The sequence below is a fragment of the Serratia sp. ME47 genome (assembly GCF_903970925.1).
Classification (GTDB): domain Bacteria; phylum Pseudomonadota; class Gammaproteobacteria; order Enterobacterales; family Enterobacteriaceae; genus Serratia; species Serratia ureilytica.
In genome coordinates, this window is the sequence record NZ_CAJCKE010000009.1 from 97,976 (window position 1) to 124,636 (window position 26,661).

Sequence of the window (26,661 nt, forward strand, 5' to 3'; positions counted from 1 at the left end):
TGATGTGGGCCGCGCCGCTGCGGCCCCGTCAGGACTTTCTGCTCATCACGTAGTATTCCGCCGCATCCTCATGCAACCGGCGGCCGGTCGGCGCCTGCCACGGATCGATTAATTCGATGCCGCAGTGGAGGAAGTCTTTGGTATTGCGGGTGGCCAGGGCGGCGCCGTAATGCAGGCAGGTGGCGGCGATTTGGGTATCGGGCACGCTCATCGCTTTACCCAACAGCCGATTCCTTGCCGTCAATTCCGCGTATTGCATCGCGCACAGCCCATCAAACGGCAATATCTGCCCCTCGAACTTCAATTCAATGGCGTCCGCCAATTTCAGCTTGAGATCCCGCTGGCGTTTGCCGTCAGGCATGCAGGCCACGCCGCTGAACAGTTCGGCGAGGACAATGGCGCTGAGATAGAGCTCGTCATTGTCCTTTTCATTTAACCAGTTAATGACGTTGTAGTACGGGCTGGGACGCAGCGTTTCTGAAATGACGTCGGTGTCGATAATGATCATGCGTTGTCATCTTCATCATCAAAGGTGACGATGCGTGGCGGCACGGCGTCACGCGGTGGGATCTCCAGCTCAACGCCGCCGAATTCGGCGAAGTGCTGATGCATCCAGGTACCCAATCCATAGCGCGGCGGCTTTTTCACCAGCGCCTGTTTCAGGATCATGCGCGCTTCCTCTTCCATGGAATGGCCGTTTTTCGCCGCTGAGATACGCAGCAGCTCTTTGATTTCGTCGTCCAGATTTCTGACGGTGATAGTAGCCATTGAAACCTCCTTTGCTATCAATGATTGCATTGACTTATTTTCTCGTCTTGCCGGTTAAAAAGCAATCAATTGAAATAAAAAAAGGCGCGGGATCCGCGCCTTAGCTGAAGAGGTAACGCTACCGAATTACAGCTTCGGGCCGGCGCTGACCAGCGCGGCGCCCGCAGGCGTGTCGGTGTATTTGTCGAAGTTGGTGATGAAGCGCTCGGCCAGATCCTGCGCTTTTTCCTGCCACTGCTCGAGGCTGGCGTAGGTGTTGCGCGGATCGAGGATCTCCGGGTTCACGCCAGGCAGCGCGGTCGGCATCGCCAGATCGAAGATAGGCAGGGTAACGGTTTCCGCCTTGTCGATTTCACCGCTCAGGATGGCGTCGATGATGCCGCGCGTATCTTTGATCGAGATGCGTTTGCCGGTGCCGTTCCAGCCGGTGTTGACCAGGTAAGCCTGGGCGCCGGCGGCCTGCATGCGTTTCACCAGCACTTCGGCGTACTGCGTCGGGTGCAGCGACAGGAAAGCGGCGCCGAAGCAGGCGGAGAAGGTTGGGGTTGGCTCGGTCACGCCGCGCTCGGTGCCGGCCAGCTTGGCGGTGAAGCCGGACAGGAAGTGGTACTGAGTCTGGTTGGCGGTCAGGCGCGATACCGGCGGCAGCACGCCGAAGGCGTCGGCGGTCAGGAAGATCACCTTGGTGGCGTGACCCGCCTTGGACACCGGCTTGACGATGTTCTGGATATGGTAGATCGGGTAAGAAACGCGGGTATTCTCGGTTTTCGAACCGTCGTTGAAGTCGATGCTGCCGTCGGCCAACACGGTGACGTTTTCCAGCAGCGCATCGCGTTTGATGGCGTGGTAGATGTCCGGCTCGGCTTCTTCAGACAGCTTGATGGTCTTGGCGTAGCAACCGCCTTCGAAGTTGAACACGCCGTCGTCGTCCCAGCCGTGCTCGTCATCGCCGATCAGCTGACGCTTAGGATCGGTGGAGAGGGTGGTCTTGCCGGTGCCGGACAGGCCGAAGAACACCGCCACGTCGCCTTTCTCGCCCACGTTGGCCGAGCAGTGCATCGAGGCGATGCCTTTCAGCGGCAGCAGGTAGTTCATCATCGAGAACATGCCTTTCTTCATTTCGCCGCCGTACCAGGTACCGCCGATCAGCTGCATGCGCTCGGTCAGGTTGAAGGCGACGAAGTTCTCCGAGTTCAGGCCTTGCTGCTGCCAGTTCGGGTTGGTGCATTTGGCGCCGTTCATCACCACGAAGTCCGGCTCGAAGTCAGCCAGCTCTTCGTCGCTCGGGCGGATGAACATGTTTTTCACGAAGTGCGCCTGCCAGGCCACCTCGGTGATGAAACGCACTTTCAGGCGCGAGTCGGCGTTGGCGCCGCAGAAGGTATCCACCACGAACAGGCGCTTGCCGGACAGTTGCTCGGTGACCAGGTGTTTCAGATCGGCCCAGACTTCCGGGCTGAGAGGTTTGTTGTCGTTTTTGCCTTTGCCCTGATCGGCCCACCACACGGTATCGCGGGTGATGTCGTCGCGGACGATGTATTTGTCTTTCGGCGAACGGCCGGTGAAGATGCCGGTATCGACGGAGACGGCACCCAGCTTGGTGACTACCCCACGCTCAAAACCTTCCAGAGATGGGTCTGTTTCTTCCTTAAACAGCAGTTCATAGCTCGGGTTGTGAACGATTTCGCTGACGTCGTGAATGCCGTAAGCGGCCAGATCCTGAGGGGTTATACCTTTAACGCGCATGTTACTACTCCTTGGTCACAGAATTTCTGGCGGCAATTGTAGGGATCTAACGGTGCGTAACCGCGATGGGTATCAAATATTTAACGTTTTAGGCGGTATTTCGTTACGATCTGAGAGATAGCACACGGAAAAAAGCAAACGTGCAAACGGCGGGGCTTGGCGGGCGCCGGGCGCGCCCGCCGAGAGGGTGTGACTTAGTGCAACCGGTCGCTTTCGCCGGCGTTGCCCGCATACAACGCGGCAACATCAACCGGGTCAAAGACATAGTGGCTGCCGCAGTAGTCGCAGTGCATGTCGATATTGCCGTCCTGCTCCAGCATGTCCGCCACTTCGTCGGTCGGCAGCGTCAGCAGCGCGTCGGCGCAACGCTGGCGTGAACAGGTACAACGGAATTGCACGTCCTGCGGTTCATACAGCGTGACTTCTTCCTGATGATACAGACGGTACAGCACCTCGTTGGCCGGCAGGCCGAACAGCTCTTCGCTTTTGACCGTGTTGGTCAGTTGCACCAGGTGATCGAAATCATCGAGGTTGCCGTCTTGCGCCGGCAGCACCTGCAGCAGCATGCCGGCCGCCGCGGCATTGCCTTCCGCTTCGCCGGTGCGGATGAACAGGCGGGTCGGCAACTGTTCAGACTGGCGGAAGTAGGCTTCCAGGCATTCGGCCAGCGTTTCCCCTTCCAGACCGACCACGCCCTGATAGCGCTCGCCTTCCGTTGGGGAAATGGTGATGACCATGACGCCGTTGCCGATCATCTGATGCAGGGTGCTGTCGTCGGCGATAGGCGCCTGGGTGCGCGCAACGCCGCGCATCTCCTGGCGGTTGTTGCCGTTGATCACCGCCAGCTTCAGCGGGCCGTCGCCTTGCAGCTGAACGGTGATGTCGCCGTCGAACTTCAGGGTTGCGGTCAGCAGACTGGTGGCGACCAGCAGCTCGCCCAGCAGTTTTTGCACCGGCGCCGGGTAGTCGTGGTTGTTCAGGATCTGCTGATAGGTTTCGCTGACGGTAACCAGCTCGCCGCGCACCGCGTAGTTTTCAAACAGGTAACGGTGCAATTGGTCATGGTTGGACATAATCTTCTCTCATTGCGGTGAGGGGTTATTCCTGCTCACCAAATTTAAATTTCATCAGGTCGCGCCGCTCCTTTTTGTCCGGACGTCGGTCCGGATGCGGCATGGTCAACGCGTTCATCTTGCGCGCCAGCGCCATTTTTTCGCGGTTGGCGATGCTGGCTTCGGTTTCCTGATACATTTGCTGCGCCTCGTTGGCGCCGCGGCGTTGGCTGGTCAGCGCCAGCACGATCACCGTACGTTCTTCGTTGCCCTGCCGCAGTTTGAGCTCGGCGTTGAGCTCGACAATCTTGCTCGGCTTGCCGCGCTGGCCGTTGTAATGCACCTTGCCGCCGTCGATCATTTCGCGCGCCAGCGCGCGGGTCTTGTAGAAGCGTGCGGCCCACAGCCACTTATCCAGTCGGACCGCGTCGTCGCGCGTCGCTTTTTCCTTCATGCTTCCCCCTTGGCCAGCGCCGGTATCAGCAGGCGGTAGTCGCGCATCGACGGATGGCGCTGGAAGCTTTTCTCCGCCGTGCTGGAGTCCGGGTTTTGCACGCCCAGGCAGTAACGAATGCCGAAAGTGCGCGCCGCGTCGAGGATCGGCTCGCCGTCGTCGACAAACAGCGTGCGCTGCGGGTTGAATCCGGTGTGCTGTTGCACTGCCTGCCACAGACGCTGATCTTCTTTCGGATAACCAAATGTGTGGGTGGAAAACAATAAATCAAGGTGCCGATCGAGGCCGGTATGCTCGATTTTCACCGCCAGGCTGTGCGGATGGGCGTTGGTCAGCAAAATGGTTTGCAGGCCGGCGTCGCGCAGCGCCCGTAAAAAAGGCTCGGTGTCTTCGCGCAGCCGGGCGCGGCTGCCCACTTCGCTGGTCATGCGGTAAATGTCCAGATCCAGCCGCTCGCTCCAGTAATCGAAGCAATACCAGTTCATGGTGTGCTGCACCGCCTGGTATTCCCGCTCGATGATGTGGCGGGCTTCGTCGAACGGAATGGCGCGCCTTTCGCTCAGCGCCTGCGGCACCAGGCTGAGCCAAAAGTGGCTGTCGAACTCCAGATCCAGCAATGTGCCGTCCATGTCCAGCAGCACGGTATCGATCTGCGGCCAATCAAACTCGGGAACCATAAAAACTCCACGGGCGGACCGACGGGCAGTCCGCAGATGAGAATAATAGCGTTAGCGTAGCATAAGCGGATGACAGGGCCGAAGCCCCGGCGTCAGGTTCAGGCCATCGGCCGCATCGACATCGGATTAAGCTGCGGGTTGAAGCAGCTGTCGTAGTAACGCTGGATATCGGCGACGCGGTGCTGATTGATGCGCCGACGCTGCACCAGCCGCCAGGCGTTATAACCCAGGCTGACCACTACGGCCAGCAACAACAGGCTGGTGCCGAGATAGCGCCACAGGGTGATCATGTCCGGTTCGCTGTGCAACGCCACGTGGCGAGTGCCGTTGGCGTCAACGCTGAGGCTGGTGATCACGCCCTGCGCCTGGAATGGGGTATGCAGCAGCAGGTTGGACTGGCGCTGCAGCTCATTCCACTGGTCGAGCGCGTTGTATTCGCTTTGCGGCGTCTGCGGCTGGGGGTGACTGACCCACTGGCGGCCTTCGTCGCTGCGGATCAGGAAACCGCCTGGCGGCGGGCTGTTGAGCGCAGCGGCGGCCAGTCGCGTCTCATTGAAGATGAACGACGAGGTGGCCACTTTGGTCAGGCTTTCCAGCGATTCGGCGCTGACCGGACGAAGCAGGACGTTGACGCCTTGCAGCGCGCCGGATTTGGCGCGTTTCACCAGGCTGCTCCAGTTTTTCGCGTTGCCCAGGTTAACCAGCGCGTTTTTCAGCCGTACGCAGTCGTTTTCCGTCTGGCACAGATCCTGTGTTTTCAGCACGATATCGGAGAAATCGTCCAGCAGGATCATGCCGGATTTCTCGATGGCGCTGGCCAGCTGCGGGTTGACCTTCTGATCGGCGCCGCTCGGATGCAGCTGACCGCTGACCGTCGCCAGCAGGGCTGTCGCTTTGTCTATGACTTCCGATTCCGGCTGCGGCAGCGGGGCGGCGGTGTTCCAATAGATGCCGGAGCAGTCGAACGGCGCAAAATTGACGGCGCCGCCGCCGTTGGCCGGCGGCGGGACATAGCACATGCCGCTGCCGCGCACTTTCAGCGTGTCGCCGATGCGCAGCGGCGTGGCCTCCAGCGCCTGTACGCTGGTCACTTCCACTTTTTGCGCGCCTTGCAGCCAGGCCATGCTGAGGGTCAACGGCAGGTTGAGCGGGATATAGATCAGCAGCAGCAGCAGAACCAGCGCCGAGCTGGCGACCAGCACCGCATTGCGGCCCCACTGCTGCAACGGGAAATTCTTCACTTCGTCATGCAGCGACAGGAAGCGCCCCTGCCGCACCACCTGACGGTTGAGATAGACGTCCACATCGGTGGTTTTGCCCAGATCCTGCGTCAGGTACGGTTGCCAGTGCGGCGGATAGATCAGATCGATAATGCCGAGCGAAATATTGCTGATCTGCCCCTGGCCGGATTCGCCGAACAGGCCCCAGCGCTTTGGCGTGCCGCGCAGGCAGTGGATCTCTTTCAACTCGCGCGACGCCGGGCGGCGGAACAGGTTCCACCCTCCCCAGGCGATCATCAGCACCGCCACGAAAATCATCCAGGGGATCACCAGCACCGGGCTGATCAGGCTGAAGAACAGCAGCAGCAGCGCGGCGGAGATGATGACGGCTTCACGGATGCCGTTCGGCCGGTTCAGCGCATGCTCTTCCGGCGTTTCCTTGCGAATGTTCACCAGCTCGACATGCTCGCTCTCTTCCTTGCGGATGGAGGCGTTTTTGGTCGGCGCGGCGGTCACGACCGGCGGCTGCGGCCGGTCGTGGATATGATCTTTCAGCGAGTGCCCATTGAGCGAAATCACCAGCGGCAGCGTCTGGGTTCGGATCACTTCCACATGGTTGTCGGCGGTGATGTAGGGTTCCCAAAACGGGGGGAGGTGCACCTCTTCAGCGTCGAGGTAATAGCGCCATTTATTGGGATCGTCGCTGGCCAGCCCGTAACGGGTGATGGCGTGCGTCACGGGATAAACGTTATCGCTTTGCGGGGTGAGCGCCAGTTTGGCTGCGGGCAGCGTAGCGCCGCCGCCGGGCAACAGTTTGTTGCTCAGTTTGTTTTGTTGATTGAGGTAGAACTCGACCGCCGCGCGTTCTTCGTCGGTCAGCTTGCGGTGGGCGGGTTTGATAAACGGCAGCGTGCGCGCCAGCGCCGTCGGGTGGCGGGCCTTGAACCACAGGTACAGGCCGGCGGCAATCAGGCAGACAAGCACTAAGGCCAATATCAACACTATTGTGCTCATGCAATCCCCATCTCACACCCGTGAATTTCGCCAACCTGATGAAAAGCTGAATATTATACGGAGTAAACCGCCAGGAGGCACCCAGAACTAATGAGGGAACAAACAGATTTTCGCTTTGGATCTCATTCCTTCATGAAGCAAGGTCATTTTATCACTGATTCTTGCCTGCGTGATACTAGCAACCGGCCCCTGCCGTCGATATCGGCATTATCCTATTTTCATGCGCGCTGTTTGCTGAATCAGTGCAGAAAATCGCCCGCGGCTGGCGACGCTTGTTAAAAGAAAGTAAATTACTGTTCATGCGCGTTGCGGCCGAGCTTGCCCTTAACGCACAATGTGATCAAGATCGAATTTGGTCAGCGTTTGAGCGCCAACGAGCCGTGCGTTACGCCAATCATTTTTTCGGTTGCCCTGTCCGCGCCTGGGCAACCTCTTTGAGGCAATCATGGATAAACACCTGCAAAAACCTAAAATTCTGAAAGTGGAAACGGTCGCGCGTTCGCGTTTGTTCAACGTCGAGTCGGTCGATTTGGAATTCAGCAACGGTGTGCGGCGGGTGTATGAGCGCATGCGGCCTTCGGATCGCGAAGCGGTGATGATTGTGCCGGTGATTGGCGATGACCTGCTGCTGATCCGCGAATATGCGGTGGGCACTGAATCCTATGAGCTCGGCTTCCCGAAAGGGTTGATCGATCCCGGCGAGGGGGTGCTGGAGGCGGCCAACCGCGAGCTGATGGAAGAGGTGGGATTCGGCGCCAGACGCTTTGATTTCCTCAGCAAGCTGACGATGGCGCCATCCTACTTTTCCAGCAAAATGAATATCGTGCTGGCGCACGATCTCTACCCGCAGAGCCTGGAGGGGGACGAACCGGAACCCCTGCCGCAGGTGCGCTGGCCGATCGCCAACATGATGGCGCTGCTGGCGGAACCGGATTTCCGTGAGGCGCGCAACGTCAGCGCGCTGTTCCTCTCCGAGGCGTTTCTGCGCGCTTCGCGCTGAGACGCTTCACGCCGCATAAAAAAAGGGCCAGATTTCTCTGGCCCTTTTCGATCAGAACAGCTCGTGGCTTTCGCCGCCCGGATCGGTCAGCGTGGTGCCGGTATCGCGCGATGGGTAGTCCGTCGGCTGCGTTCCTTCGATAAAGTACTCGGAACGGCTGCCGCCGCCACCGCCAGAGAGCTTGCCGCTGCTCTTGTCGATGGTGACGCTGATGATGCCCGGCGGCGGCGTGACTTTCTGCTCCGGAATGCCTTCCAGCGCGATCTTCATGAAGTCGTCCCACGCCGGCTGGGCGCTTTTGGCACCGCCTTCGCCGCCGGAAATCTGATCCGGGATGGCGCCGGACACCGTCGAACGGCCCAGATCGCGGCGGTGATCGTCGAAGCCGATCCACACCGACGTCACGGTATCCGGGCCATAGCCGGAGAACCAGGCGTCTTTGGAACTGTTGGTGGTACCGGTTTTACCGCCGATATCATGACGTTTCAGATCGCGCCCGGCGCGCCAGGCGGTGCCCATCCAACCCGGTTCACCGAAGATGTTGCTGTTCAGCGCGTCGTGGATCAGGAAGGCCAGCGGCGTGCTGATCACGTGTGGCGCATACTGTTGGTCGCCGTCCTGCTGCACCTGAGCCGGGGTCACCTGCTCCAGCTGCGGCATCGGCACCGTGCTGTTGCTGCCTTCCTGCGAGGTGGCGACGTTTTCGATGTTGTCATCGGACAGCACGGCCGAACGGTGAGTATCACCGTAGATGACCGGCAGGTTGCAGCTGCTGCAAACCACTTTAGGTTTGGCTTCGAACACCGTATTGCCGTTGTCGTCTTCAATTTTGGTGATGAAGTACGGATCGACCAGATAACCGCCGTTCGCCAGCACCGCGTAACCGCGCACCAGCTGCATCGGGGTGAAGGAAGCGGAGCCCAGTGCCAGCGATTCGGTATGCACGATGTTCTGTGCCGGGAAGCCGAAGCGCTGCAGATATTCCGCCGCGTAGTCGACGCCCATCGCACGCATCGCGCGCACCATCACCACGTTCTTCGACTGCCCCAGCCCTTGACGCAGACGAATCGGGCCATCGTAGGTCGGCGGCGAGTTCTTCGGCCGCCAGTCGGTGCCGGCGCCGGCATCCCAACGGGTGATCGGCAAGTCGTTCAGGATGGTGGCCAGCGTCAGGCCTTTATCCATCGCGGCGGTATACAGGAACGGTTTGATGTTCGAGCCCACCTGACGCAGGGCCTGCGTGACGCGGTTGAACTTGCTCTGGTTGAAATCGAAGCCGCCGACCAGCGCTTTCACCGCGCCGTCGTTCGGGTTGATGGAAACCAGCGCCGAGTTGACGTCCGGCACCTGCGACAGCCACCAGGCCTCGTTCACTTTACGCACCCAGACCTGCTGGCCTGGCTGCACCACGTCGGTGACGCGTTTCGGCGTTGGGCCTTGCTGAGTGTCTGAACGGTATGGGCGCGCCCAGCGCATGGTGGCCATCGGCAGGGCAATGCTGCTGCCGTCGGCCAGCATCGCCGTCGCTTCCTGCGGGTTGGCGGCGGTGATGACCGCCGGCGCCAGCGGGCCATAGTTCGGCAGGTTTTTCAGCGAGTCGACAATCTGTTTGCGATCCCAGGCCGCTTCGCCGACTTTCCACAGCACGTTTGACGGGCCGCGATAGCCGTGGCGCATGTCATAGGCCAACACGTTATTGCGCACCGATTCCTGCGCCGCCAGCTGCAGCCGTTTGGTCACGGTGGTGTAAACCTTATAACCGTCGGTATAGGCGTTTTCACCGTAGCGCTTGATCATCTCCTGACGCACCATCTCGGAGAGATACGGGGCGGAGAAGCTGATTTCCGGCGCATGGTAGTTGGCGACCAAATCTTCAGAACGCGCCTGATCGTACTGCGCCTGCGTGATGTAGTGTTCGTCCAGCATGCGCGACAGCACTACGTTACGGCGGGCAACGGCGCGATCGTGCGAATAGAGCGGGTTGAAGGTGGACGGCGCTTTCGGCAGGCCGGCGATGGTCGCCATCTCGCTCAGGGTGAGCTGGCTGACGTCCTTGCCGAAATAGACCTGCGCGGCGGCGCCCACGCCGTAAGCGCGGTAACCCAGGTAGATCTTGTTCAGATACAGCTCAAGGATTTCATCTTTGGTCAGCATCTGCTCGATGCGTACCGCCAGGAAGGCTTCCTTGATTTTACGCATCAGGGTGCGTTCCGGGCTTAAGAAGAAGTTACGCGCCAGCTGTTGGGTAATGGTGCTGGCCCCCTGGGAAGCGTGGCCGGAGACCAACGCGATGGAGGCCGCGCGGAAGATGCCGACCGGATCGACACCGTGGTGATCATAGAAGCGGCTGTCTTCGGTGGCGATAAATGCGTGCACCATCACCGGCGGAATTTGATCCAACTTCAGCGGAATGCGGCGCTTCTCGCCGTACTGGGCGATCAGTTCGCCATCGGCGCTGTAAACCTGCATCGGTATCTGCAGCCGCACGTCTTTCAGCGTTGCGACGTCGGGCAGCTGCGGCTCGACATATTTGTACAAGCCGAAAATCGAGGCTGCTCCCAGCACGATGCAACATACTGCAAGGATTAGTAAATACTTTACGAACTTCACCTGAGATTTCCCATTTCTAAGTCATTTGGGCAGTTTATAAACAACCGCGCGGTAGTATAAAGGCAAGCCTGCGACATGGATATGTTCTTTTATCATCGGATGTTATGGAGGCTTGTGAAACATGTTCCCTCAAGCATGGCAGGTGGGGCTGGATATACAAATCGACTGCGTGCGGGCGCTGGCGGTCCAACGCCGCCGCAACGGCTGGCAACTGCGTCACTGGTGGCAACAGACGCTGCCGCAGGCGGTTTTACGCGACGGCTGCCTGGCACCTTCCGAAGCCCTGATCCGGGCGCTGCGGCAATGGCGCGTCCAACTGCCGCGACATATTTCCTTACGCATTGCCCTGCCGGCGCAGCGGGTGTTGCAACAGTGCATGGCGCAGCCGGACGCGCGGCTGCGCGAGCCGGAACGCAGCGACTATATCGTTGGCCACGGCGTGAAGCAGTTCCCACTCGACGGCCAGACGCTAGCGCTCGACTATCGCGCTGCGCCGGCGGAGGGGGCGGCGCTGCTGTTGACCGCCGCGCGGCGGCAGGAGCTGCAGCAGTGGCTGCACTGTCTGCGCCAGGCGGGCCTGCATCCGCAAGCGGTCGATATTACGCCCTGCGCGCTGCGGGTGATGGCGACGGCGGCGGGCGTGCCGCACACCGCGGGGCTGATGCATCGTCTCGAGCGAGAATGGCTGTGGGTGGCGCCGGCCGACGGCGCGTTCGCGTTCGGGCTGACGCCGGGCGACGATGACGCGCAGGCGCTGCGGGCGCTGCAAGCCCAGATGCCGGCGGACGATGATCGACCGGTCTATGCCGGCAGCGTGCTGGCAGGAGCCTTGCCCGTCGGCTGCCTTTCCTGGTCGCCGCTCAGCGCCTTCACGCAGCTGCGTCCGCCGTTGCCCGTGCATCCCTCAGCGTTCGCGTTGGCCGGCGGTCTGGCGCTGCGCGAGGAGGACCGCTGATGTACCAGGTCAACTTTTTGCCCTGGCGGCAACGTCGCGATCGGCGGCGCGGCTGCTTCTGGCTGGGCGTGTTGCTGTTGCAGGTAACGGTGCTGTTGCTGGCAGGGGGCCTCGTCGCCGGCCAACTGCGTCATCAACAGGCGCAGCGTCAGGAGCGGCTGGCGCTGTTGGAAGAAGAGCTGGCGGCAGTGACGCTGCTCGTCCGTCAGCAGCAGCAGGAACGGGCGCAACGGGCGCGATACAGCGCCCTCGCTGAACGGCAGGCGCGCAATGCCCAACATAACCGGCGTTATTTGCAACTGCTGCAGCAACTCTCCTCCTGCCTCCCCCCACCGCTGTGGCTCACGGCGTTGGACAGCGATGCGGCGAACGGCCTGCGGCTGCGTGGATTGAGCCGTTCTCCTTCCGCCATTTCGCAGTTCGAACGGCGGCTGGCGGGGATGCCCGCGTTACCGCGGCTGCGTTTGGCGGAGGTGGCGCAACGCGACGACGGCCTGTACGCCTTTCATCTGGTGGCGCAATGGGGGCGTGATGGATAACCGTTTGCCATCTGGGCTGCGCTTCTTGCTGGGCCTGTCGGGCCGGCGATTGCTGGCCGCGCAATGGCTGGGCATCGGCACGTTGGCGTTGTTGGGTGGGGGCTGGATGCTGCAAGACGAATGGCGTCAGCGGGAAAGTGCGACAGAGCGGCAACAGCGCCTGCTGCAACAGATCGCCGTGGCGCAGCGCCAACTGGACGAGGCGCCGGTCGCCCTGATACCGCCGACGCCGCTCGCTCCGGCCGCCACCGGCGATCTGACGAACGGGCTGCAACGGGCGGGGGGCGCCTTATTGCGCTGGCAGCGGCAGGAAAAACCACCGCGGCAGACGCTGAGCTTGCGCATTGACTACCCCGGTTTGTTGGCGCTGCTGGAGGCGCTGCCCGCCGATTTGCGTCTCGAACAATTGAACGTGGAGACGCCGCCGCAGGGCATGACGGCGCGGTTGGTTTTACAGGATGCCGCCGAGGAGCTGGCCGATGAGTAGAAGATCCGGCCGTTGGTGGTGGCTGCTATGGCCGTGGGCCCTATGCGCCGAACCGCGCGACCCGTTTGCGCCGCCTCCGATGCCTGCTTGCGCCCAGACAGAGATATCCCCGGCGGGCTGGCGATTGAAAGGCGTCATCGGGCAACCGATGCAGCGCTATGGCTGGGTGGTGACGCCGGCGGGGCAATGGTTGCGCCTGCGGCCGCAACAACGGGTGCTTGCCGAGCGCTGGCAGGTGATGCAGGTGCAGGCGCGCAGCCTGACGTTGAAGGCGCTGACGGCCGAACCGGAGTGCCCGGCGAGCCGCGACGACATATCGCTAATGATCGACGACAAGGATGACAAATCATGAAAGGATGCGCTGGACTGGGCTTGGCGCTAGGGTGTTTGGCGCTCGGCGCCGCGCAGGCTCAAGATAAACAGATAATCTCATTGGAGTTTCAGGATGCGCCGGTCACGGTCATCCTGCAGGCCTTGGCGGATTATCGGCAGATGAACCTGATCGCCGCGCCGGGCGTGAGCGGCAACCTGACGCTGCGGCTGGAGGATGTGCCCTGGCCGCAGGCGCTGGCGCTGACCCTGCGTATGGGCAAACTGACGATGACGCGGGAGGGTAACGTGATGCTGATCTCCCCGGAGCCGGATGCGCGGGAAAAAAGACAGCAGCAAGAGGCGCTGGCGCAGCGGCAACCCTTGCACAGCCTGACGCTGACCGTGCAAAACGGCGATGCGGCGGAAATTGCCGAAAGCCTCAACGCCCAACGTGGCGCGTTGCTGAGCGAGCGTGGCAGCGTGTTGGCGGATAAACGCACCAATACGCTGCTGCTGCGCGACACCGCGCCGATTGTGGCGCAGTTGAAAAAGCGGATAACGGAAATGGATGCGCCGCTGGCACAGGTGCAACTGGCGGCGCATATCGTGACCATCAACAGCGAAAGCCTGCGTGAGCTCGGCGTGCGTTGGGGATTGGCGCCCGACGACAGGCCGGCGCGGCCGCTGCGGCCGGGCAATATCGGCGTTAACCTGCCGTTGGAGCGCAGCGCGGTGAGCGCCGGTTTCCATCTAGCGCGCATCAGCGGGCGTTTGCTGAGCCTGGAGCTGACGGCGCTGGAGCAGGAAAATCAGGTGGAGATCATCGCCAGCCCGCGTCTCCTGACGGCGCATCTGCAAACCGCCAGCATCAAGCAAGGGACGGAGATCCCTTATGAAGTGTCCAGCGGCGCCAGCGGTGCGACCGCCATCGAGTTTAAAGAGGCGGTGCTGGGCATGGAGGTGACGCCGAAGGTGTTGCCGGACGGGCGCATCACGCTGACGCTGCAGATCAGCCAAAATATGCCGGGGCGCGCCATCAGCCGAGGGGCCGGAGAGGCGTTGACCATCGATAAACAGGAGATTAAGACGCAGATCACGGTGAAAAACGGCGAAACCCTGGTGCTCGGCGGCATTTTTCAACGGCATCGCGGCAAGACGGCGGACAAGGTGCCGGGATTGGGGGATGCGCCGCTGCTGGGGGGCTTGTTCCGGCAGAGCGGCGCACAACAGAAAAAACGCGAGCTGGTGATCTTTATTACGCCGACCCTGATTAAGGGATAAGCGGCGGCCTGTCGGCCGGGCGGCAAATCGCCTAAAGTTGATGAGCAGATACACTTTTTTATCCCCTTGGGGGGATCTGCGTTTGACGCTGCGGCCGATTTAGCTTACAAGGGTTACCGAATTGAGCACCGAGGTTTTTTGTTAGCGCCAAGACGCCGTTAAAAACATATGGTTTCCCTCCCGCGGCGTGGATTGCGATTTATTCGGTTGCCAAACTACCAAGAGTGTTGAGATAATTTTTCGTCTGATCTCGCACTATCGCTCATGAGGTTTCAGTTTAGGTCCCGCCGCTGATTTGATTGGCGGGGCGGGTTAACATTAACGAATTGTCTTAGTAATACCGAAAAACATGGCAGAGAAACGCAATATCTTTCTGGTTGGGCCTATGGGTGCCGGCAAAAGCACTATTGGCCGTCAGTTAGCTCAGCAACTCAATATGGAGTTCTTCGACTCCGATCAAGAAATTGAGCGACGTACCGGAGCTGACGTGGGCTGGGTATTCGACGTGGAAGGGGAAGAAGGTTTCCGCGATCGTGAAGAAAAAGTCATTAATGAACTGACGGAAAAACAAGGGATTGTGTTGGCGACCGGCGGCGGTTCGGTGAAGTCGCGCGAAACGCGCAACCGTCTGTCCGCGCGCGGCGTGGTGGTTTATCTCGAAACCACGATCGAAAAGCAGTTGGCTCGTACCCAGCGTGATAAAAAACGCCCGCTGCTGCAGGTTGATTCTCCGCCGCGTGAAGTGCTGGAAGCTTTGGCGAAAGAACGCAATCCGTTGTATGAAGAGATTGCCGATGTCACCATTCGCACCGACGATCAGAGCGCTAAAGTGGTTGCCAACCAGATCATCAACATGCTGGAAAGCAACTGATTGCCGATTTTCGCGTTCGCCGTCGGCTAATGCGGAATACTGATTTGTGTTCCCCGCCGTTGCGGGGATCAACCACCGCCGTACCATACAGAGAACTAAGCGCGACATGGAGAGAATTACTGTAACGCTTGGGGAGCGCAGCTACCCGATTACCATCGCCGCCGGATTGTTTGACGATCCGGCTTCTTTTATGCCGTTAAAGGCGGGTGAACAAGCGATGTTGGTCACCAACCAGACCCTGGCGCCGCTCTATCTGGAGCGTGTCCGGCAGGTGCTGGAGCAGAGCGGCGTCGTGGTGGATCAGGTGATTCTTCCCGATGGTGAGCAGTACAAATCTCTGGCGGTGTTGGAGCAGGTGTTTTCGGCGCTGCTCGAAAAACCGCACGGGCGCGATACCACGCTGATCGCGCTCGGTGGCGGCGTTGTCGGCGATCTGACCGGCTTCGCCGCCGCGTGCTACCAACGCGGCGTGCGCTTCATTCAGGTTCCCACCACGCTGCTGTCGCAGGTGGACTCCTCCGTGGGCGGCAAGACCGCCGTCAACCACCCGCTCGGCAAAAACATGATCGGCGCTTTCTATCAACCCGCTTCGGTGGTGGTTGATCTGGATTGCCTGAAAACGCTGCCGACGCGTGAACTCTCTTCCGGCCTGGCCGAAGTCATCAAATACGGGATCATTCTCGATCGCGAGTTTTTCGTCTGGTTGGAACATAACATCGATGCGCTGATGGCGTTGGATATGCAGGCGTTGGCCTACTGTATTCGCCGCTGCTGCGAGCTGAAGGCCGAGGTGGTGGCCGCAGACGAACGCGAAAGCGGTCTGCGCGCCCTGCTGAATCTGGGCCATACTTACGGCCATGCTATCGAAGCCGAGATGGGCTACGGCGTGTGGCTGCACGGTGAGGCGGTGGCTGCGGGCATGGTGATGGCGGCGGAAACCGCGCACCGTCTCGGCCAGTTCTCCGTTGAAGACATCGAGCGCATCAAAGCGCTGCTGCTGCGCGCCGGCTTGCCGGTCTGCGGGCCGCAGGAAATGACGCCGGAATCCTACTTGCCGCACATGTTGCGCGACAAGAAAGTGCTGGCGGGGGAACTGCGTTTGGTGTTGCCGACCGCGATCGGTGCGGCGGAAGTGCGCGGCGGCGTAGGGCATGAGCTGGTGCTGGCGTCGATCGCCGCCTGCTTGCCTGAGCGGAAGCGTAATTAAATCGGACTAAGTAACAGTGGCTTAGCCGCCATTAGCATCTATATTAATACAGTGAGCAGAGCACGACGGGTGTCGCTTTGCCATCATCGGGTTAATCCGCCCGTGCCACGGTAGGTCTACGGTGGTGGGCTTTTGCCTCTAGTTGGAGGGTTTCAGATGGACGAGTTTAAACCGGAAGACGATCTCAGACCTGATAGCAGCGATCGTCGTCCTACGCGTTCGCGCAAGCCGGCCGCCGCGCCGCGCTTCGCCGTTTCGCGCCAGCATTTGATGATTGGCATCGGCATTTTGGTGCTGCTGCTGCTGATTATCGGCATCGGTTCAGCCCTGAAGGCGCCGACCAAACATGAAGCGGCTCAGGAGAGCGGCGCGCAAAACGGCGCGGCCCGCGATATCAACCTGTCCGGTTCTTCGTCGCTGACCACCGCCAATAACGGCGTGCCGGGCGGCACGACGGATACCCACGATAATAACGGCGTGAGCGCGACTCAGCCGCAGCAACCGCAGAACGTCAGCGTTCCGCCGATCTCCGGCACGCCGACCGAAGCGCAAACGCAGCCTCAGCAAGGCGGTGCGCAGCAGCGCGTCGATTTGCCGGGCAACATGGCGGATGCGCTGTCGCAGCAGCAGGGGCAGGTTGACGCCGCTACGCAGGGCATGACCGGCGCAGCGTCGACGTTGCCGACCGCTCCGGCCACGGTGATGAGCGGCGCCGCAGCGCGCGAAGCGACGCGTCCTGTGCAGGGCACTGCCCCGCAACAGCATAAAACGCCGGCGAAAACCGCCGCCGCCAAACCGACCGCAACGCAGCATAAATCACCGACTACGGTGTATACGCCGCCGGCCAAGCCGTCTTCCACCGCGAAAGCGGGAGCGGTCGCCAGCAGCGGCAGTTCTGTGCAGTCTGCGCCGGGCAGCCACTATACCTTGCAACTGAGCAGCGCTTCGCGTTCCGATACGCTGAACGCCTACGCCAAACAGCAGAAGCTGCAGAATTACCTGGTGTACGCCACCAAGCGTGACGGCAAGCCGTGGTACGTGCTGGTGAGCGGCAACTATGCGTCTTCTGCTGAAGCGAAGCGCGCCATTGCTTCGTTGCCGGCCGATGTGCAGGCGAAAAAACCATGGGTTCGACCTGTACACCAAGTGCAGCAAGATCTTAAAAAATAAATCATTTAAATTTGTGCGCTGATGTGCTGTCTGAAACAGAGTACAATCCGCCGCTCTGAATTGTATAAGTAGCTAATTGACGGCATGAAGAAAAACCGCGCTTTTTTAAAATGGGCTGGTGGAAAATACCCGCTGGTAGATGAGATTCGTCGCCATCTGCCGGCGGGAGACTGCTTAATCGAGCCCTTCGTGGGTGCGGGATCCGTCTTTCTGAATACGGATTACGACGCCTACATTCTCGCCGACATCAATAGCGATCTTATCAACCTGTATAACATCGTTAAGCTGCGCACGGATGACTTCGTGCGCGATGCCCGCACGCTTTTCGCCGATGAATTCAATAACTCGGATCAGTTTTACCTGCTGCGAGAAGAGTTCAATACTAGCACCGAGCCTTACCGCCGGGCGCTGCTGTTCCTGTACCTGAACCGTCACTGCTATAACGGCCTGTGCCGCTATAACCTGCGCGGCGAGTTCAATGTGCCGTTTGGCCGGTACAAGAAACCATACTTCCCGGAAGAAGAACTCTACTGGTTTGCTGAAAAATCGCGCAATGCCACTTTTGTCTGTGAGCATTACCGCGATACCATGGCGAAGGCTGCAGCCGGCGCCGTGGTGTATTGCGATCCGCCTTATGCGCCGCTGTCGGCGACGGCGAATTTCACCGCTTACCACACCAACAGCTTCAGCATCGCCGATCAGCAGAGCCTGGCGCATCTGGCGCATCAGCTCTCGGTAGAGAGCCGGGTGCCGGTATTGATTTCCAATCACGATACCGAGCTGACGCGCGACTGGTACCAGCATGCTGCGCTGTATGTGGTGAAAGCGCGCCGCACGATCAGCCGCAATATTCTCGGCCGCAGCAAAGTGAACGAGCTTTTGGCGCTGTATCGCTAAGCCGGGGGCACCCCGGCGCATAACAACTCGACCCTACGTTTGGAGAAGCGGATGAAAAAGTTTTTGATTGCCCCGTCCATTCTGTCGGCAGATTTTGCCCGGTTAGGTGAAGATACCGCTAACGTGCTGGCCGCAGGCGGCGACGTGGTGCACTTCGACGTCATGGACAACCACTACGTGCCCAATCTGACCATCGGTCCGATGGTGTGCGAAGCGCTGCGCAACTACGGCATTACCGCGCCGATTGACGTGCATCTGATGGTCAAGCCGGTGGACCGCATCGTGCCTGACTTCGCCAAGGCCGGCGCGTCTTATATCTCTTTCCACCCTGAAGCCTCCGAACATGTCGATCGCACCATTCAGCTGATCAAAGAGCACGGCTGTAAGGCCGGCCTGGTGTTCAACCCGGCGACCCCGCTGAGCTATCTTGATTACGTGATGGATAAAATCGACGTGATCCTGCTGATGTCGGTCAACCCGGGCTTCGGCGGCCAGTCGTTCATCCACGGCACGCTCGACAAGTTGCGCCAGGTGCGCAAGCTGATCGACGACAGCGGCCGCGATATCCGTCTCGAAGTCGACGGCGGGGTGAAGGTGGACAACATCGCCGAAATCGCCGCCGCGGGCGCCGATATGTTTGTCGCCGGTTCCGCCATTTTTGGCCAGCCGGACTACCGCAAGGTGATCGACGAAATGCGCAGCGAGCTGGCGAAGGTTTCCCATGGCTGATTTCGGCGCGATCCGCGCACTGGCCTTCGATCTTGACGGTACGCTGGTCGACAGCGCGCCTGGCCTCGCGGCCGCCATCGATATGGCGCTGGAAGAGAGGGGGCTGCCGCAAGCGGGTGAAGAGCGAGTTGGCACCTGGATCGGCAACGGCGCCGACGTGCTGGTGCAGCGCGCGCTGCGCTGGGCGGAAGCGGAAGACACGCCGGAGCAGTGCAGCCGGCTGCGTGAGCGCTTCGATCATTTCTACGCGCAGACCGTCGACAGCGGCAGCCGCCTGTTCCCGCAGGTGCAAGAGACGCTGGCCCGCCTGGCCGCGCACGGTTACCCGATGGCATTGGTGACCAACAAGCCGACGCCGTTCGTGGCGCCGCTGCTGGCATCGCTGGGCATTGGCGAGTATTTTTCGTTGGTGATCGGCGGCGACGACGTGACGGAAAAGAAACCTCACCCGGCGCCGTTGTATCTGGTGCTCGGCAAGCTTGGGTTGCGAGCGCATGAACTGCTGTTCGTCGGCGATTCGCGCAACGATATTCAAGCCGCTCAGGGCGCCGGTTGCCCGAGCGTCGGTTTTACCTACGGTTATAACTACGGCGAATCGATCGCCCTGAGCCACCCCGATCGGGTGTTGGAGCGCTTCGCCGATTTGTTGCCCGCTCTTGGGCTGTCATCTTTAGAGAATCAGGAAATTTAAACATGAGTAAGCCCATCGTATTTAGCGGCGCGCAGCCGTCCGGCGAACTGACCATCGGCAACTACATGGGTGCGCTGCGTCAGTGGGTGCAGATGCAGGACGACTACGACTGCATCTACTGCATCGTCGATCTGCATGCCATCACCGTGCGCCAAGACGCCGAAAAGCTGCGCAAAGCCACGCTGGATACGCTGGCGCTGTATCTGGCCTGCGGTATCGATCCGGAAAAAAGTACCATCTTCGTGCAGTCGCACGTGCCTGAGCACACGCAGCTGAGCTGGGTGCTGAACTGCTACACCTATTTCGGCGAACTGAGCCGCATGACGCAGTTCAAAGACAAATCCGCACGCTACGCGGAGAACATCAACGCCGGGCTGTTCAGCTATCCGGTGCTGATGGCGGCGGACATCCTGCTGTATCAAACCAATCAGGTGCCGGTGGGCGAAGACCAGAAACAACACCTGGAACTGAGCCGCGACGTGGGCCAGCGTTTCAACGCGCTGTACGGCGACGTGTTCAAAGTGCCGGAGCCGTTTATTCCTAAATCCGGCGCACGCGTGATGTCGCTGCAGGAACCGACCAAGAAGATGTCCAAGTCGGACGATAACCGCAACAATGTGATCGGCCTGCTGGAAGATCCGAAAGCGGTGACCAAAAAGATCAAACGCGCAATGACCGACTCGGAAGAGCCGCCTGTCGTGCGTTACGACGTGGTCAACAAGGCGGGCGTCTCCAACCTGTTGGACATCCTCGCCGGCGTCACCGGCAAGAGCATCGCGCAGCTGGAAGCCGAGTTCGAAGGCCAAATGTACGGCCACCTGAAAGGCGCGGTGGCGGAAGCCGTCTCCGGTATGCTGGCTGAGCTGCAGGAGCGTTACCACCGCTTCCGCAACGACGAAGCCTACCTGCAGCAGGTGATGCGCGACGGCGCCGCCAAGGCTCGCGCACGCGCGCAGGAAACCCTGGCGAAGGTTTATCAGGCCGTCGGTTTCGTACCGCCGCAGGCGTAACGCCGGCGCAAATAAAAAAGCGGCCTTGGGCCGCTTTTTTTACGTCGGTATCACGCCATTTGCGCCAGGCCGGCGGGCGGGGCCTCGCTGGCGAACCAATTGAGCTTGCTGCGCAGGCTGACCACGCTGCCGACGATGATCAGGCTGGGGCTGGCGGCCTGCAGGGACAAGGCGCCCAGTTGGCCAAGCTCGCCTTCGATCACCCGCTGGCGACAGGAAGTACCGTTTTCCACCAGCGCCACCGGCGTGGCGGCCGGCAGTCCGTTCGCGATCAGCCGGCGCTGGATCTCCGCCGCCTGCGACAGCCCCATATAGAACACCAGCGTCTGTTGCCCGGCGGCCAGCGTCGCCCAGTCCAATCCACCGTCGGCCTTGGCGTGGCCAGTCACCAGACGCACGCTCTGCGCGTGGTCGCGGTGGGTGAGCGGGATGCCGCTGTAGGCGGAACAGCCGGAGGCGGCGGTGATGCCCGGCACCACTGAGAACGGCACGTCGGCGTCCGCCAGCGTTTCCAGCTCTTCGCCGCCGCGGCCGAAGATAAAGGGATCGCCGCCTTTCAGGCGCACCACGCGCTTGCCTTGCCGCGCTTGCTGCAGCAGGATGTGGTTGATCTGCTCCTGCGGCACGCAGTGATGGCTGGCGCGTTTGCCAACGAAGATGCGCTCGGCGTCGCGACGCACCAGCGTCATGATCGCTTCGGAGACCAGCCGGTCGTAAACCACCACGTCGGCCTGCTGGATCTGTTGCAGCCCTTTCAGCGTCAGCAGGCCGGCATCGCCCGGCCCGGCGCCTACCAGCACCACTTCACCGCGATCCTCCGGCCGTTCGCTGAACAGCTGTTCGAGCTGGCGTTCGGCCAGAGCCGCGTCGTCATTGGCCAGCGATTGCGCCAGCCGATCGTGAGCGAACAGCCGCTCCCAGAAGCGACGGCGCGCGCCGAGGCTGCTGAAGCGCTGTTTCACCCGTTGACGCAGCGATCCGCCGAGCTGCGCCAGCTTGCCGAGGTGTTGCGGCAGCAGCGCTTCCAGCTTCTCGCGCAGCAACCGCGCCAACACCGGCGCTTTGCCGCCGGAGGACACCGCCACCACGATCGGCGAACGATCGATGATCGACGGCATGATAAAGCTGGCGCGTTTTGGGTCATCGACCACGTTGCAGAACACCCGCTGCTGGTTGGCGCACTGGTACACCCGCGCGTTGACCTCCAGCCGGTCAGTGGCGGCGATCACCAACCATTTTTCCGTCAGCAGGGCCGGGCTGAATTCGCCCTCGGCCAGCGTCAACAGGCCTTCTGCCGCCCACTGGTGGAACTGCGGGCTGAAGGCCAGGGCGTTGACGGTCAGCGCCGCGCCGGCGTCCAGCAGCAGGCGCGCCTTGCGTTCGGCGATTTCGCCGCCGCCGACCAGCAGGCAGGCTTTGTGTTGCAGTTGGCAGAAAATCGGCAGGTAGTCCATCGGCATTCCTCGGGGTTATCGGCGTGGGGGCGGGATGCGCCCCCGAAAGGTTATGCCGCGACTTGCACGATGCCGTCGACCACCCGGCTGGTGAAGCTGGCGACGGAGCGGCTGTCATCTTCCAGGCAGTGGCCATCGTACAGGCGGAAACGCTGTTTCTTCAGCGGGCTGGCGACCCACAACTCCCCCTGATGCTCGGCGATCAGCCCGCGCGACAGCACGCTGGCCTGGGCGAACGGGTCGATATTGCTGATGGCGAACACCTGTTCGTCGGCATAGGGGCGGAACACCGCCACCTGCCGATCGCCGATCAGGGCGCACACGCCGGTGCCGGGCAGGATGTCGGCGATGGGGCAAACGGTAATCCACTGACTCATGCTTGGCTCTCCTCGGTGTCGATCAGGGTGACGGCAATGCGCTCGTCAGGGCGCGCCGGGCGGTGTTGGTCACGTTCGGCCACCACCTGCACGTTCGGATCGCGCAGCGGGCTGTTGATGAAGTGGGCGAAGCGCAGCTGCGTTTCCGGGTGCTCGACGGTTTCTTTCCACTCGCAGATCACCGCCTCGCGCAGGCGGGCGATATCCGCTTCCAGCTGCTCGTTGATGCCGAGTTTGTCGTCGACGATCACCTTGCGCAGGTAATCGATGCCGCCTTCCAGGCTCTCCAGCCATACCGAGGTGCGCTGCAGCTTATCGGCGGTGCGGATATAGAACATCATGAAACGGTCAAGGTAGCGCACCAGGGTCTCGCTATCGAGATCGGCGGCCAGCAGGTCGGCGTGGCGCGGTTTCATGCCGCCGTTGCCGCAAACATACAGGTTCCAGCCTTTTTCGGTGGCGATGATGCCGACGTCCTTGCCCTGCGCTTCGGCGCATTCCCGGGTACAGCCCGAGACGCCGAATTTCATTTTGTGCGGGGTGCGGATGCCTTTGTAGCGATGTTCCAGCGTGACGCCGAAACCGACGCTGTCGCCGACGCCATAGCGGCACCAGGTGCTGCCGACGCAGGTTTTCGCCATGCGCAGCGCCTTGGCGTATGCGTGCCCGGTTTCAAAGCCGGCGGCGAGCAGCTTGCGCCAGATGGCCGGCAGGTCGTCTTTCTGCGCGCCGAACATGCCGATGCGCTGCGAGCCGGTCATTTTGGTGTAAAGATTGTACTCCTTGGCGATCTGTCCGATGGCCAGCAGGCCGTCCGGGGTGATTTCGCCGCCGGCGGAGCGCGGTATCACCGAGTAAGTGCCGTCTTTCTGGATATTGCCGAGGAAGTTGTCGTTGGTATCCTGCAACGGCGTGTGCTGCGGTTTGAGGATGTATTCGTTCCAGCACGAGGCCAGCAGCGAGCCGACGGTCGGTTTGCAGACTTCGCAGCCGTAGCCTTTGCCGTATTTGGCCAATAACGCCTCGAACGACTTGATGCCTTCGACGCGGATCAGGTGGAACAGCTCCTGGCGTGAATAGGCGAAGTGTTCGCACAGGTGGTGGTTGACCTCGATGCCTTGCTTGCTCAGCTCGGCGTTCAACACCTGGGTGAGCAGCGGGATGCAGCCGCCGCAGCCGGTGCCGGCCTTGGTTTCGGCTTTCAGCGCCGCCACGGTGTGACAGCCTTGGTTGACTGCCCGGATGATGTCGCCTTTGCTGACGTCGAAGCAGGAGCAAATCTGCGCGCTTTCCGGCAGCGAATCCACGCCGATGGCCGGCTTGCTGCCCGCATGGGCCGGCAGGATCAGGCCGTCCGGGTTTTCCGGCAGCGCGATGCCGTTCAGCGCCAGCTGCAGCAGGTTGCCGTAATCGCTGGTATCGCCGACCAACACTGCGCCGAGCAGGGTTTTGTTGTCGGCGCTGACCACGATGCGTTTGTAGACCTCTTTGCTCTCATCCAGATAAACGTAGCTGCGGGCGCCCTCGGTACGGCCGTGGGCATCGCCGATGCCGCCGACGTCTACGCCCAGCAGTTTCAGTTTGGCGCTCATATCGGCACCCTGGAAGCCGTTTTCGCGGCCCAGCAGGTGATCGGCGGCCACCTGCGCCATTTTGTAACCCGGCGCCACCAGGCCGAAGGTGCGATCGCGCCAGGCGGCGCACTCACCGATGGCGTACACGTCCGGATCCGATGTCTGGCAGCAGTCGTTGATGGCGATGCCGCCGCGGCGGCCGATCTCCAGTCCGCATTGACGCGCCAGCTTGTCCTGGGCGCGGATGCCGGTGGAGAAAACGATGAAATCCACTTCCAGCAGGCTGCCGTCGGCGAAATGCAGGGTTTTGCGCGCCGTGCCGCCGCCGTTGACGATCTCCTGGGTGTTTTTCCCGGTGTGTACCTTGACGCCCATGCGCTCGATCTTGCGGCGCAGCTGGTCACCGCCCATCGGGTCGAGCTGTTCGGCCATCAGCACCGGAGCGAACTCGATCACGTGCGTTTCCACCCCCAGGCTTTTCAGCGCGCCGGCGGCTTCCAGCCCCAACAGCCCGCCGCCGACCACCGCGCCGCGTTTGCTGCGGCGCGCGCAGGCTTCAATGGCGTTCAGGTCTTCGATGGTGCGGTAAACGAAGCAGTCCTGGCTATCCGAGCCTTTAATCGGCGGGATCCACGGATAGGAGCCGGTGGCCATGATCAGCTTGTCGTAATAGACGGTGCGTCCGGTATTGGAGTGGATGACTTTCTCGTCGCGATTGATGGTGATGGCGCGTTCGCCGATCAGCACCTTCACGCCGTGCTTTTCGTAAAAGCCTTCGCGCACCAGCGACAGCTCTTCGGCGGTATGGTGCGAGAAATAGGAAGAGAGATGCACGCGATCGTAAGCGATGCGCGGCTCTTCGCAAAACACGGTGATGTCGAATAGGTCTTTGTCTGCTTTATCCAACAGATCTTCGATGAACCGGTGGCCGACCATGCCATTGCCGATCACGGCAAGTTTGACTCTGCTCATTATTGCCTCAAAATTCGGGTTTCCTAGGCTTACCTTATCCCTCCCGAGGGGCAATTTATTGATGCAAATCAATCGCGCCTTTATATACCCACAACGTGGTATATGAATGATTTTCCACGTTTTTTGATAAGTTGCGGATTTTATTCACCTTTAGCTGAAGCGAGTCAGGTCGCGCACCAACTACCCCGCTGGGAGTAGACGCGCAGGCCGGCATGCAACGGCGACTTTGTCAGCGCGATCCGCTGCCAGTATGATGAAGAAAACCAGCGCAACGGCAGAGGTGAAGGGTGGTGAAACGTCCATTGAAGTTTATCGACAACCTGCGTTTAAGCGGGCATGAAGGATTGTGGCAACTGGCGATAGAACAGGGGCGCATTGCGCACCTGGTGCCGCAGCCGGAAGGGCAGGAGTGGCGCAGCGACGTGCTGGATGCGCAGGGCGGGCTGGCGCTGCCGGCATTCGTCGAACCCCATATTCATCTGGATACCACCCAAACCGCCGGCCAGCCGGCCTGGAACCAGTCCGGCACGCTGTTTGAGGGGATTGAGCGCTGGGCAGAACGCAAAGCCTTGTTGACCCATGAAGACGTCAAGCAACGCGCCTGGCAAACGCTCAAGTGGCAGATCGCCAACGGCGTGCAGTATGTGCGCACCCACGTCGACGTTTCCGATCCCACGCTGACCGCACTGCGCGCCATGCTGGAAGTTAAGCAGGAGGTGGCGCCCTGGGTAACGCTGCAGATCGTCGCCTTCCCGCAGGAGGGGATCCTTTCCTATCCCAACGGCGAAGCATTGCTGGAAGAAGCGCTGCGGCTGGGAGCCGACGTGGTGGGCGCCATTCCGCATTTCGAGTTCACCCGCGAGTACGGCGTGGAGTCGCTGCACAAGGCATTCGCGCTGGCGCAAAAATACGATCGGCTGGTGGACGTGCACTGCGATGAAATTGACGATGAGCAATCGCGTTTCGTCGAGACCGTGGCGGCGCTGGCGCTGAAGCTGGAGATGGGGGAGAAAGTCACCGCCAGCCACACCACGGCGATGCACTCTTACAACGGCGCTTACGCCTCGCGGCTGTTCCGCCTGCTGAAAATGTCCGGCATCAACTTCGTCGCCAACCCGCTGGTGAACATTCACCTGCAGGGGCGTTTCGACAGCTACCCAAAACGGCGCGGCGTGACGCGGGTGAAGGAGATGCTGGAAGCGGAGATCAACGTCTGCTTCGGCCACGACGATGTGTTCGATCCCTGGTATCCGCTCGGCACCGCCAACATGCTGCAGGTGCTGCATATGGGGTTGCACGTGTGCCAGCTGATGGGCTATGGTCAAATCGACGACGGGCTGAAGCTGATCACCAGCCACAGCGCGCGCACGCTTAACCTGAGCGACTACGGCCTGGCGGCCGGCAACAGCGCCAACCTGGTGATCCTGCCGGCGGAAAGCGGTTTCGACGCGGTGCGCCGCCAGACGCCGGTGCGTTATTCGATTCGCCAGGGCGCGGTGATCGCCGAAACGCGGCCGGCGGAAACCACGCTGCATCTGCAGCAGGATGAGACGGTGGATTTTCGGCGCTAAGGCGCAAAAAAAGGGCGCCTTGC

At 61.0% G+C, this 26,661-nt stretch carries 25 protein-coding genes; 14 read left to right on the top strand and 11 right to left on the bottom strand.

Translation table 11 applies throughout. From position 1 onward, the window contains the following. Positions 1-28: 28 nt before the first annotated feature. The 7 genes from H7A77_RS11615 to H7A77_RS11645 form a co-directional block, all read right to left on the bottom strand. A complete protein-coding gene (locus H7A77_RS11615; RefSeq protein ID WP_033645285.1) occupies positions 29-508 on the bottom strand; it encodes a type II toxin-antitoxin system VapC family toxin in 480 nt (159 codons plus the stop codon). After that, the gene (locus tag H7A77_RS11620) at positions 505-768 is read right to left on the bottom strand and encodes a plasmid stability protein (RefSeq protein ID WP_004930730.1); all 264 of its coding nucleotides are present in this window, start codon (positions 766-768) and stop codon (positions 505-507) included. The genes H7A77_RS11615 and H7A77_RS11620 overlap by 4 nt, the downstream gene beginning before the upstream one ends. Positions 769-894: 126 nt before the next feature. Continuing rightward, the gene (gene pckA, locus H7A77_RS11625) at positions 895-2,514 is read right to left on the bottom strand and encodes a phosphoenolpyruvate carboxykinase (ATP) (RefSeq protein ID WP_015379308.1); all 1,620 of its coding nucleotides are present in this window, start codon (positions 2,512-2,514) and stop codon (positions 895-897) included. Positions 2,515-2,708: 194 nt separating this feature from the next. Next, on the bottom strand, positions 2,709-3,587 hold the full coding sequence (hslO, locus tag H7A77_RS11630; RefSeq protein WP_033645284.1) for an Hsp33 family molecular chaperone HslO: 879 nt from the start codon (positions 3,585-3,587) through the stop codon (positions 2,709-2,711). Positions 3,588-3,612: 25 nt separating this feature from the next. Next, a complete protein-coding gene (gene hslR / locus H7A77_RS11635; protein ID WP_033645283.1) occupies positions 3,613-4,020 on the bottom strand; it encodes a ribosome-associated heat shock protein Hsp15 in 408 nt (135 codons plus the stop codon). Further along, positions 4,017-4,697, bottom strand: coding sequence for a GMP/IMP nucleotidase (gene yrfG / locus H7A77_RS11640; protein WP_025304546.1), 681 nt, complete (start codon positions 4,695-4,697; stop codon positions 4,017-4,019). The genes hslR and yrfG overlap by 4 nt, the downstream gene beginning before the upstream one ends. 98 nt (positions 4,698-4,795) lie before the next feature. Next, positions 4,796-6,931: an intracellular growth attenuator family protein gene (locus tag H7A77_RS11645; protein WP_042785500.1), complete on the bottom strand. Its 2,136-nt coding sequence runs from the start codon at positions 6,929-6,931 to the stop codon at positions 4,796-4,798. A 445-nt stretch (positions 6,932-7,376) separates the two neighbouring features. Here H7A77_RS11645 and nudE point away from each other — a divergent pair, with 445 nt between their 5' ends. Further along, complete coding sequence (gene nudE / locus H7A77_RS11650; RefSeq protein ID WP_033645281.1) at positions 7,377-7,931, top strand: ADP compounds hydrolase NudE; 555 nt, start codon at positions 7,377-7,379, stop codon at positions 7,929-7,931. Between the two features lie 51 nt (positions 7,932-7,982). Here the strand turns inward: nudE and mrcA are convergent, their stop codons facing one another. Continuing rightward, a complete protein-coding gene (gene mrcA, locus H7A77_RS11655) occupies positions 7,983-10,541 on the bottom strand; it encodes a peptidoglycan glycosyltransferase/peptidoglycan DD-transpeptidase MrcA (RefSeq protein WP_033645280.1) in 2,559 nt (852 codons plus the stop codon). A gap of 121 nt (positions 10,542-10,662) precedes the next feature. On the opposite strand from mrcA, the gene pilM reads away from it, so the two are divergent. The 12 genes from pilM to trpS all read left to right on the top strand — a co-directional run bounded on the left by pilM (position 10,663) and on the right by trpS (position 20,690). Next, positions 10,663-11,496: a pilus assembly protein PilM gene (pilM, locus tag H7A77_RS11660; protein ID WP_182074217.1), complete on the top strand. Its 834-nt coding sequence runs from the start codon at positions 10,663-10,665 to the stop codon at positions 11,494-11,496. Further along, positions 11,496-12,035: a PilN domain-containing protein gene (locus tag H7A77_RS11665; RefSeq protein WP_182074218.1), complete on the top strand. Its 540-nt coding sequence runs from the start codon at positions 11,496-11,498 to the stop codon at positions 12,033-12,035. The genes pilM and H7A77_RS11665 overlap by 1 nt, the downstream gene beginning before the upstream one ends. After that, complete coding sequence (locus H7A77_RS11670; RefSeq protein WP_182074219.1) at positions 12,028-12,522, top strand: hypothetical protein; 495 nt, start codon at positions 12,028-12,030, stop codon at positions 12,520-12,522. The genes H7A77_RS11665 and H7A77_RS11670 overlap by 8 nt, the downstream gene beginning before the upstream one ends. Then, the gene (locus H7A77_RS11675) at positions 12,515-12,874 is read left to right on the top strand and encodes a HofP DNA utilization family protein (protein WP_182074220.1); all 360 of its coding nucleotides are present in this window, start codon (positions 12,515-12,517) and stop codon (positions 12,872-12,874) included. Before H7A77_RS11670 ends, H7A77_RS11675 begins: the two co-directional genes overlap by 8 nt. Then, positions 12,871-14,115, top strand: coding sequence for a DNA uptake porin HofQ (hofQ, locus tag H7A77_RS11680; RefSeq protein ID WP_182074221.1), 1,245 nt, complete (start codon positions 12,871-12,873; stop codon positions 14,113-14,115). The genes H7A77_RS11675 and hofQ overlap by 4 nt, the downstream gene beginning before the upstream one ends. Positions 14,116-14,464: 349 nt before the next feature. After that, the gene (gene aroK / locus H7A77_RS11685) at positions 14,465-14,986 is read left to right on the top strand and encodes a shikimate kinase AroK (RefSeq protein ID WP_004391482.1); all 522 of its coding nucleotides are present in this window, start codon (positions 14,465-14,467) and stop codon (positions 14,984-14,986) included. Between the two features lie 106 nt (positions 14,987-15,092). Further along, positions 15,093-16,193, top strand: a complete 1,101-nt coding sequence (gene aroB, locus H7A77_RS11690) for a 3-dehydroquinate synthase (protein ID WP_046687922.1) — start codon at positions 15,093-15,095, stop codon at positions 16,191-16,193. Positions 16,194-16,349: 156 nt separating this feature from the next. Continuing rightward, positions 16,350-17,363, top strand: coding sequence for an SPOR domain-containing protein (locus H7A77_RS11695; protein WP_033645274.1), 1,014 nt, complete (start codon positions 16,350-16,352; stop codon positions 17,361-17,363). A gap of 84 nt (positions 17,364-17,447) precedes the next feature. After that, positions 17,448-18,260 carry an adenine-specific DNA-methyltransferase gene (gene dam, locus H7A77_RS11700; protein ID WP_033651736.1) on the top strand — a complete coding sequence of 271 codons (813 nt, stop codon included), beginning with the start codon at positions 17,448-17,450 and terminating at the stop codon, positions 18,258-18,260. A 51-nt stretch (positions 18,261-18,311) separates the two neighbouring features. After that, the gene (rpe, locus tag H7A77_RS11705; protein WP_019456160.1) at positions 18,312-18,989 is read left to right on the top strand and encodes a ribulose-phosphate 3-epimerase; all 678 of its coding nucleotides are present in this window, start codon (positions 18,312-18,314) and stop codon (positions 18,987-18,989) included. Continuing rightward, positions 18,982-19,680, top strand: coding sequence for a phosphoglycolate phosphatase (locus H7A77_RS11710; RefSeq protein WP_033645272.1), 699 nt, complete (start codon positions 18,982-18,984; stop codon positions 19,678-19,680). The genes rpe and H7A77_RS11710 overlap by 8 nt, the downstream gene beginning before the upstream one ends. Positions 19,681-19,682: 2 nt before the next feature. Further along, on the top strand, positions 19,683-20,690 hold the full coding sequence (gene trpS, locus H7A77_RS11715; RefSeq protein WP_004930324.1) for a tryptophan--tRNA ligase: 1,008 nt from the start codon (positions 19,683-19,685) through the stop codon (positions 20,688-20,690). 50 nt (positions 20,691-20,740) lie between these two features. On the opposite strand, the gene cysG is transcribed toward trpS, so the two are convergent. Genes cysG through nirB form a run of 3 tightly spaced genes read right to left on the bottom strand, consistent with a single transcriptional unit; the run spans position 20,741 to position 25,067 of the window. Beyond that, positions 20,741-22,144 carry a siroheme synthase CysG gene (gene cysG, locus H7A77_RS11720; RefSeq protein ID WP_182074222.1) on the bottom strand — a complete coding sequence of 468 codons (1,404 nt, stop codon included), beginning with the start codon at positions 22,142-22,144 and terminating at the stop codon, positions 20,741-20,743. Positions 22,145-22,194: 50 nt separating this feature from the next. Beyond that, positions 22,195-22,521, bottom strand: a complete 327-nt coding sequence (gene nirD / locus H7A77_RS11725; protein WP_033645269.1) for a nitrite reductase small subunit NirD — start codon at positions 22,519-22,521, stop codon at positions 22,195-22,197. Continuing rightward, a complete protein-coding gene (gene nirB / locus H7A77_RS11730) occupies positions 22,518-25,067 on the bottom strand; it encodes a nitrite reductase large subunit NirB (protein ID WP_182074223.1) in 2,550 nt (849 codons plus the stop codon). Before nirB ends, nirD begins: the two co-directional genes overlap by 4 nt. 290 nt (positions 25,068-25,357) lie before the next feature. Between nirB and H7A77_RS11735 the strand changes: the two genes are divergently transcribed. Further along, complete coding sequence (locus H7A77_RS11735) at positions 25,358-26,638, top strand: cytosine deaminase (RefSeq protein ID WP_169539927.1); 1,281 nt, start codon at positions 25,358-25,360, stop codon at positions 26,636-26,638. Positions 26,639-26,661 lie beyond the last annotated feature (23 nt).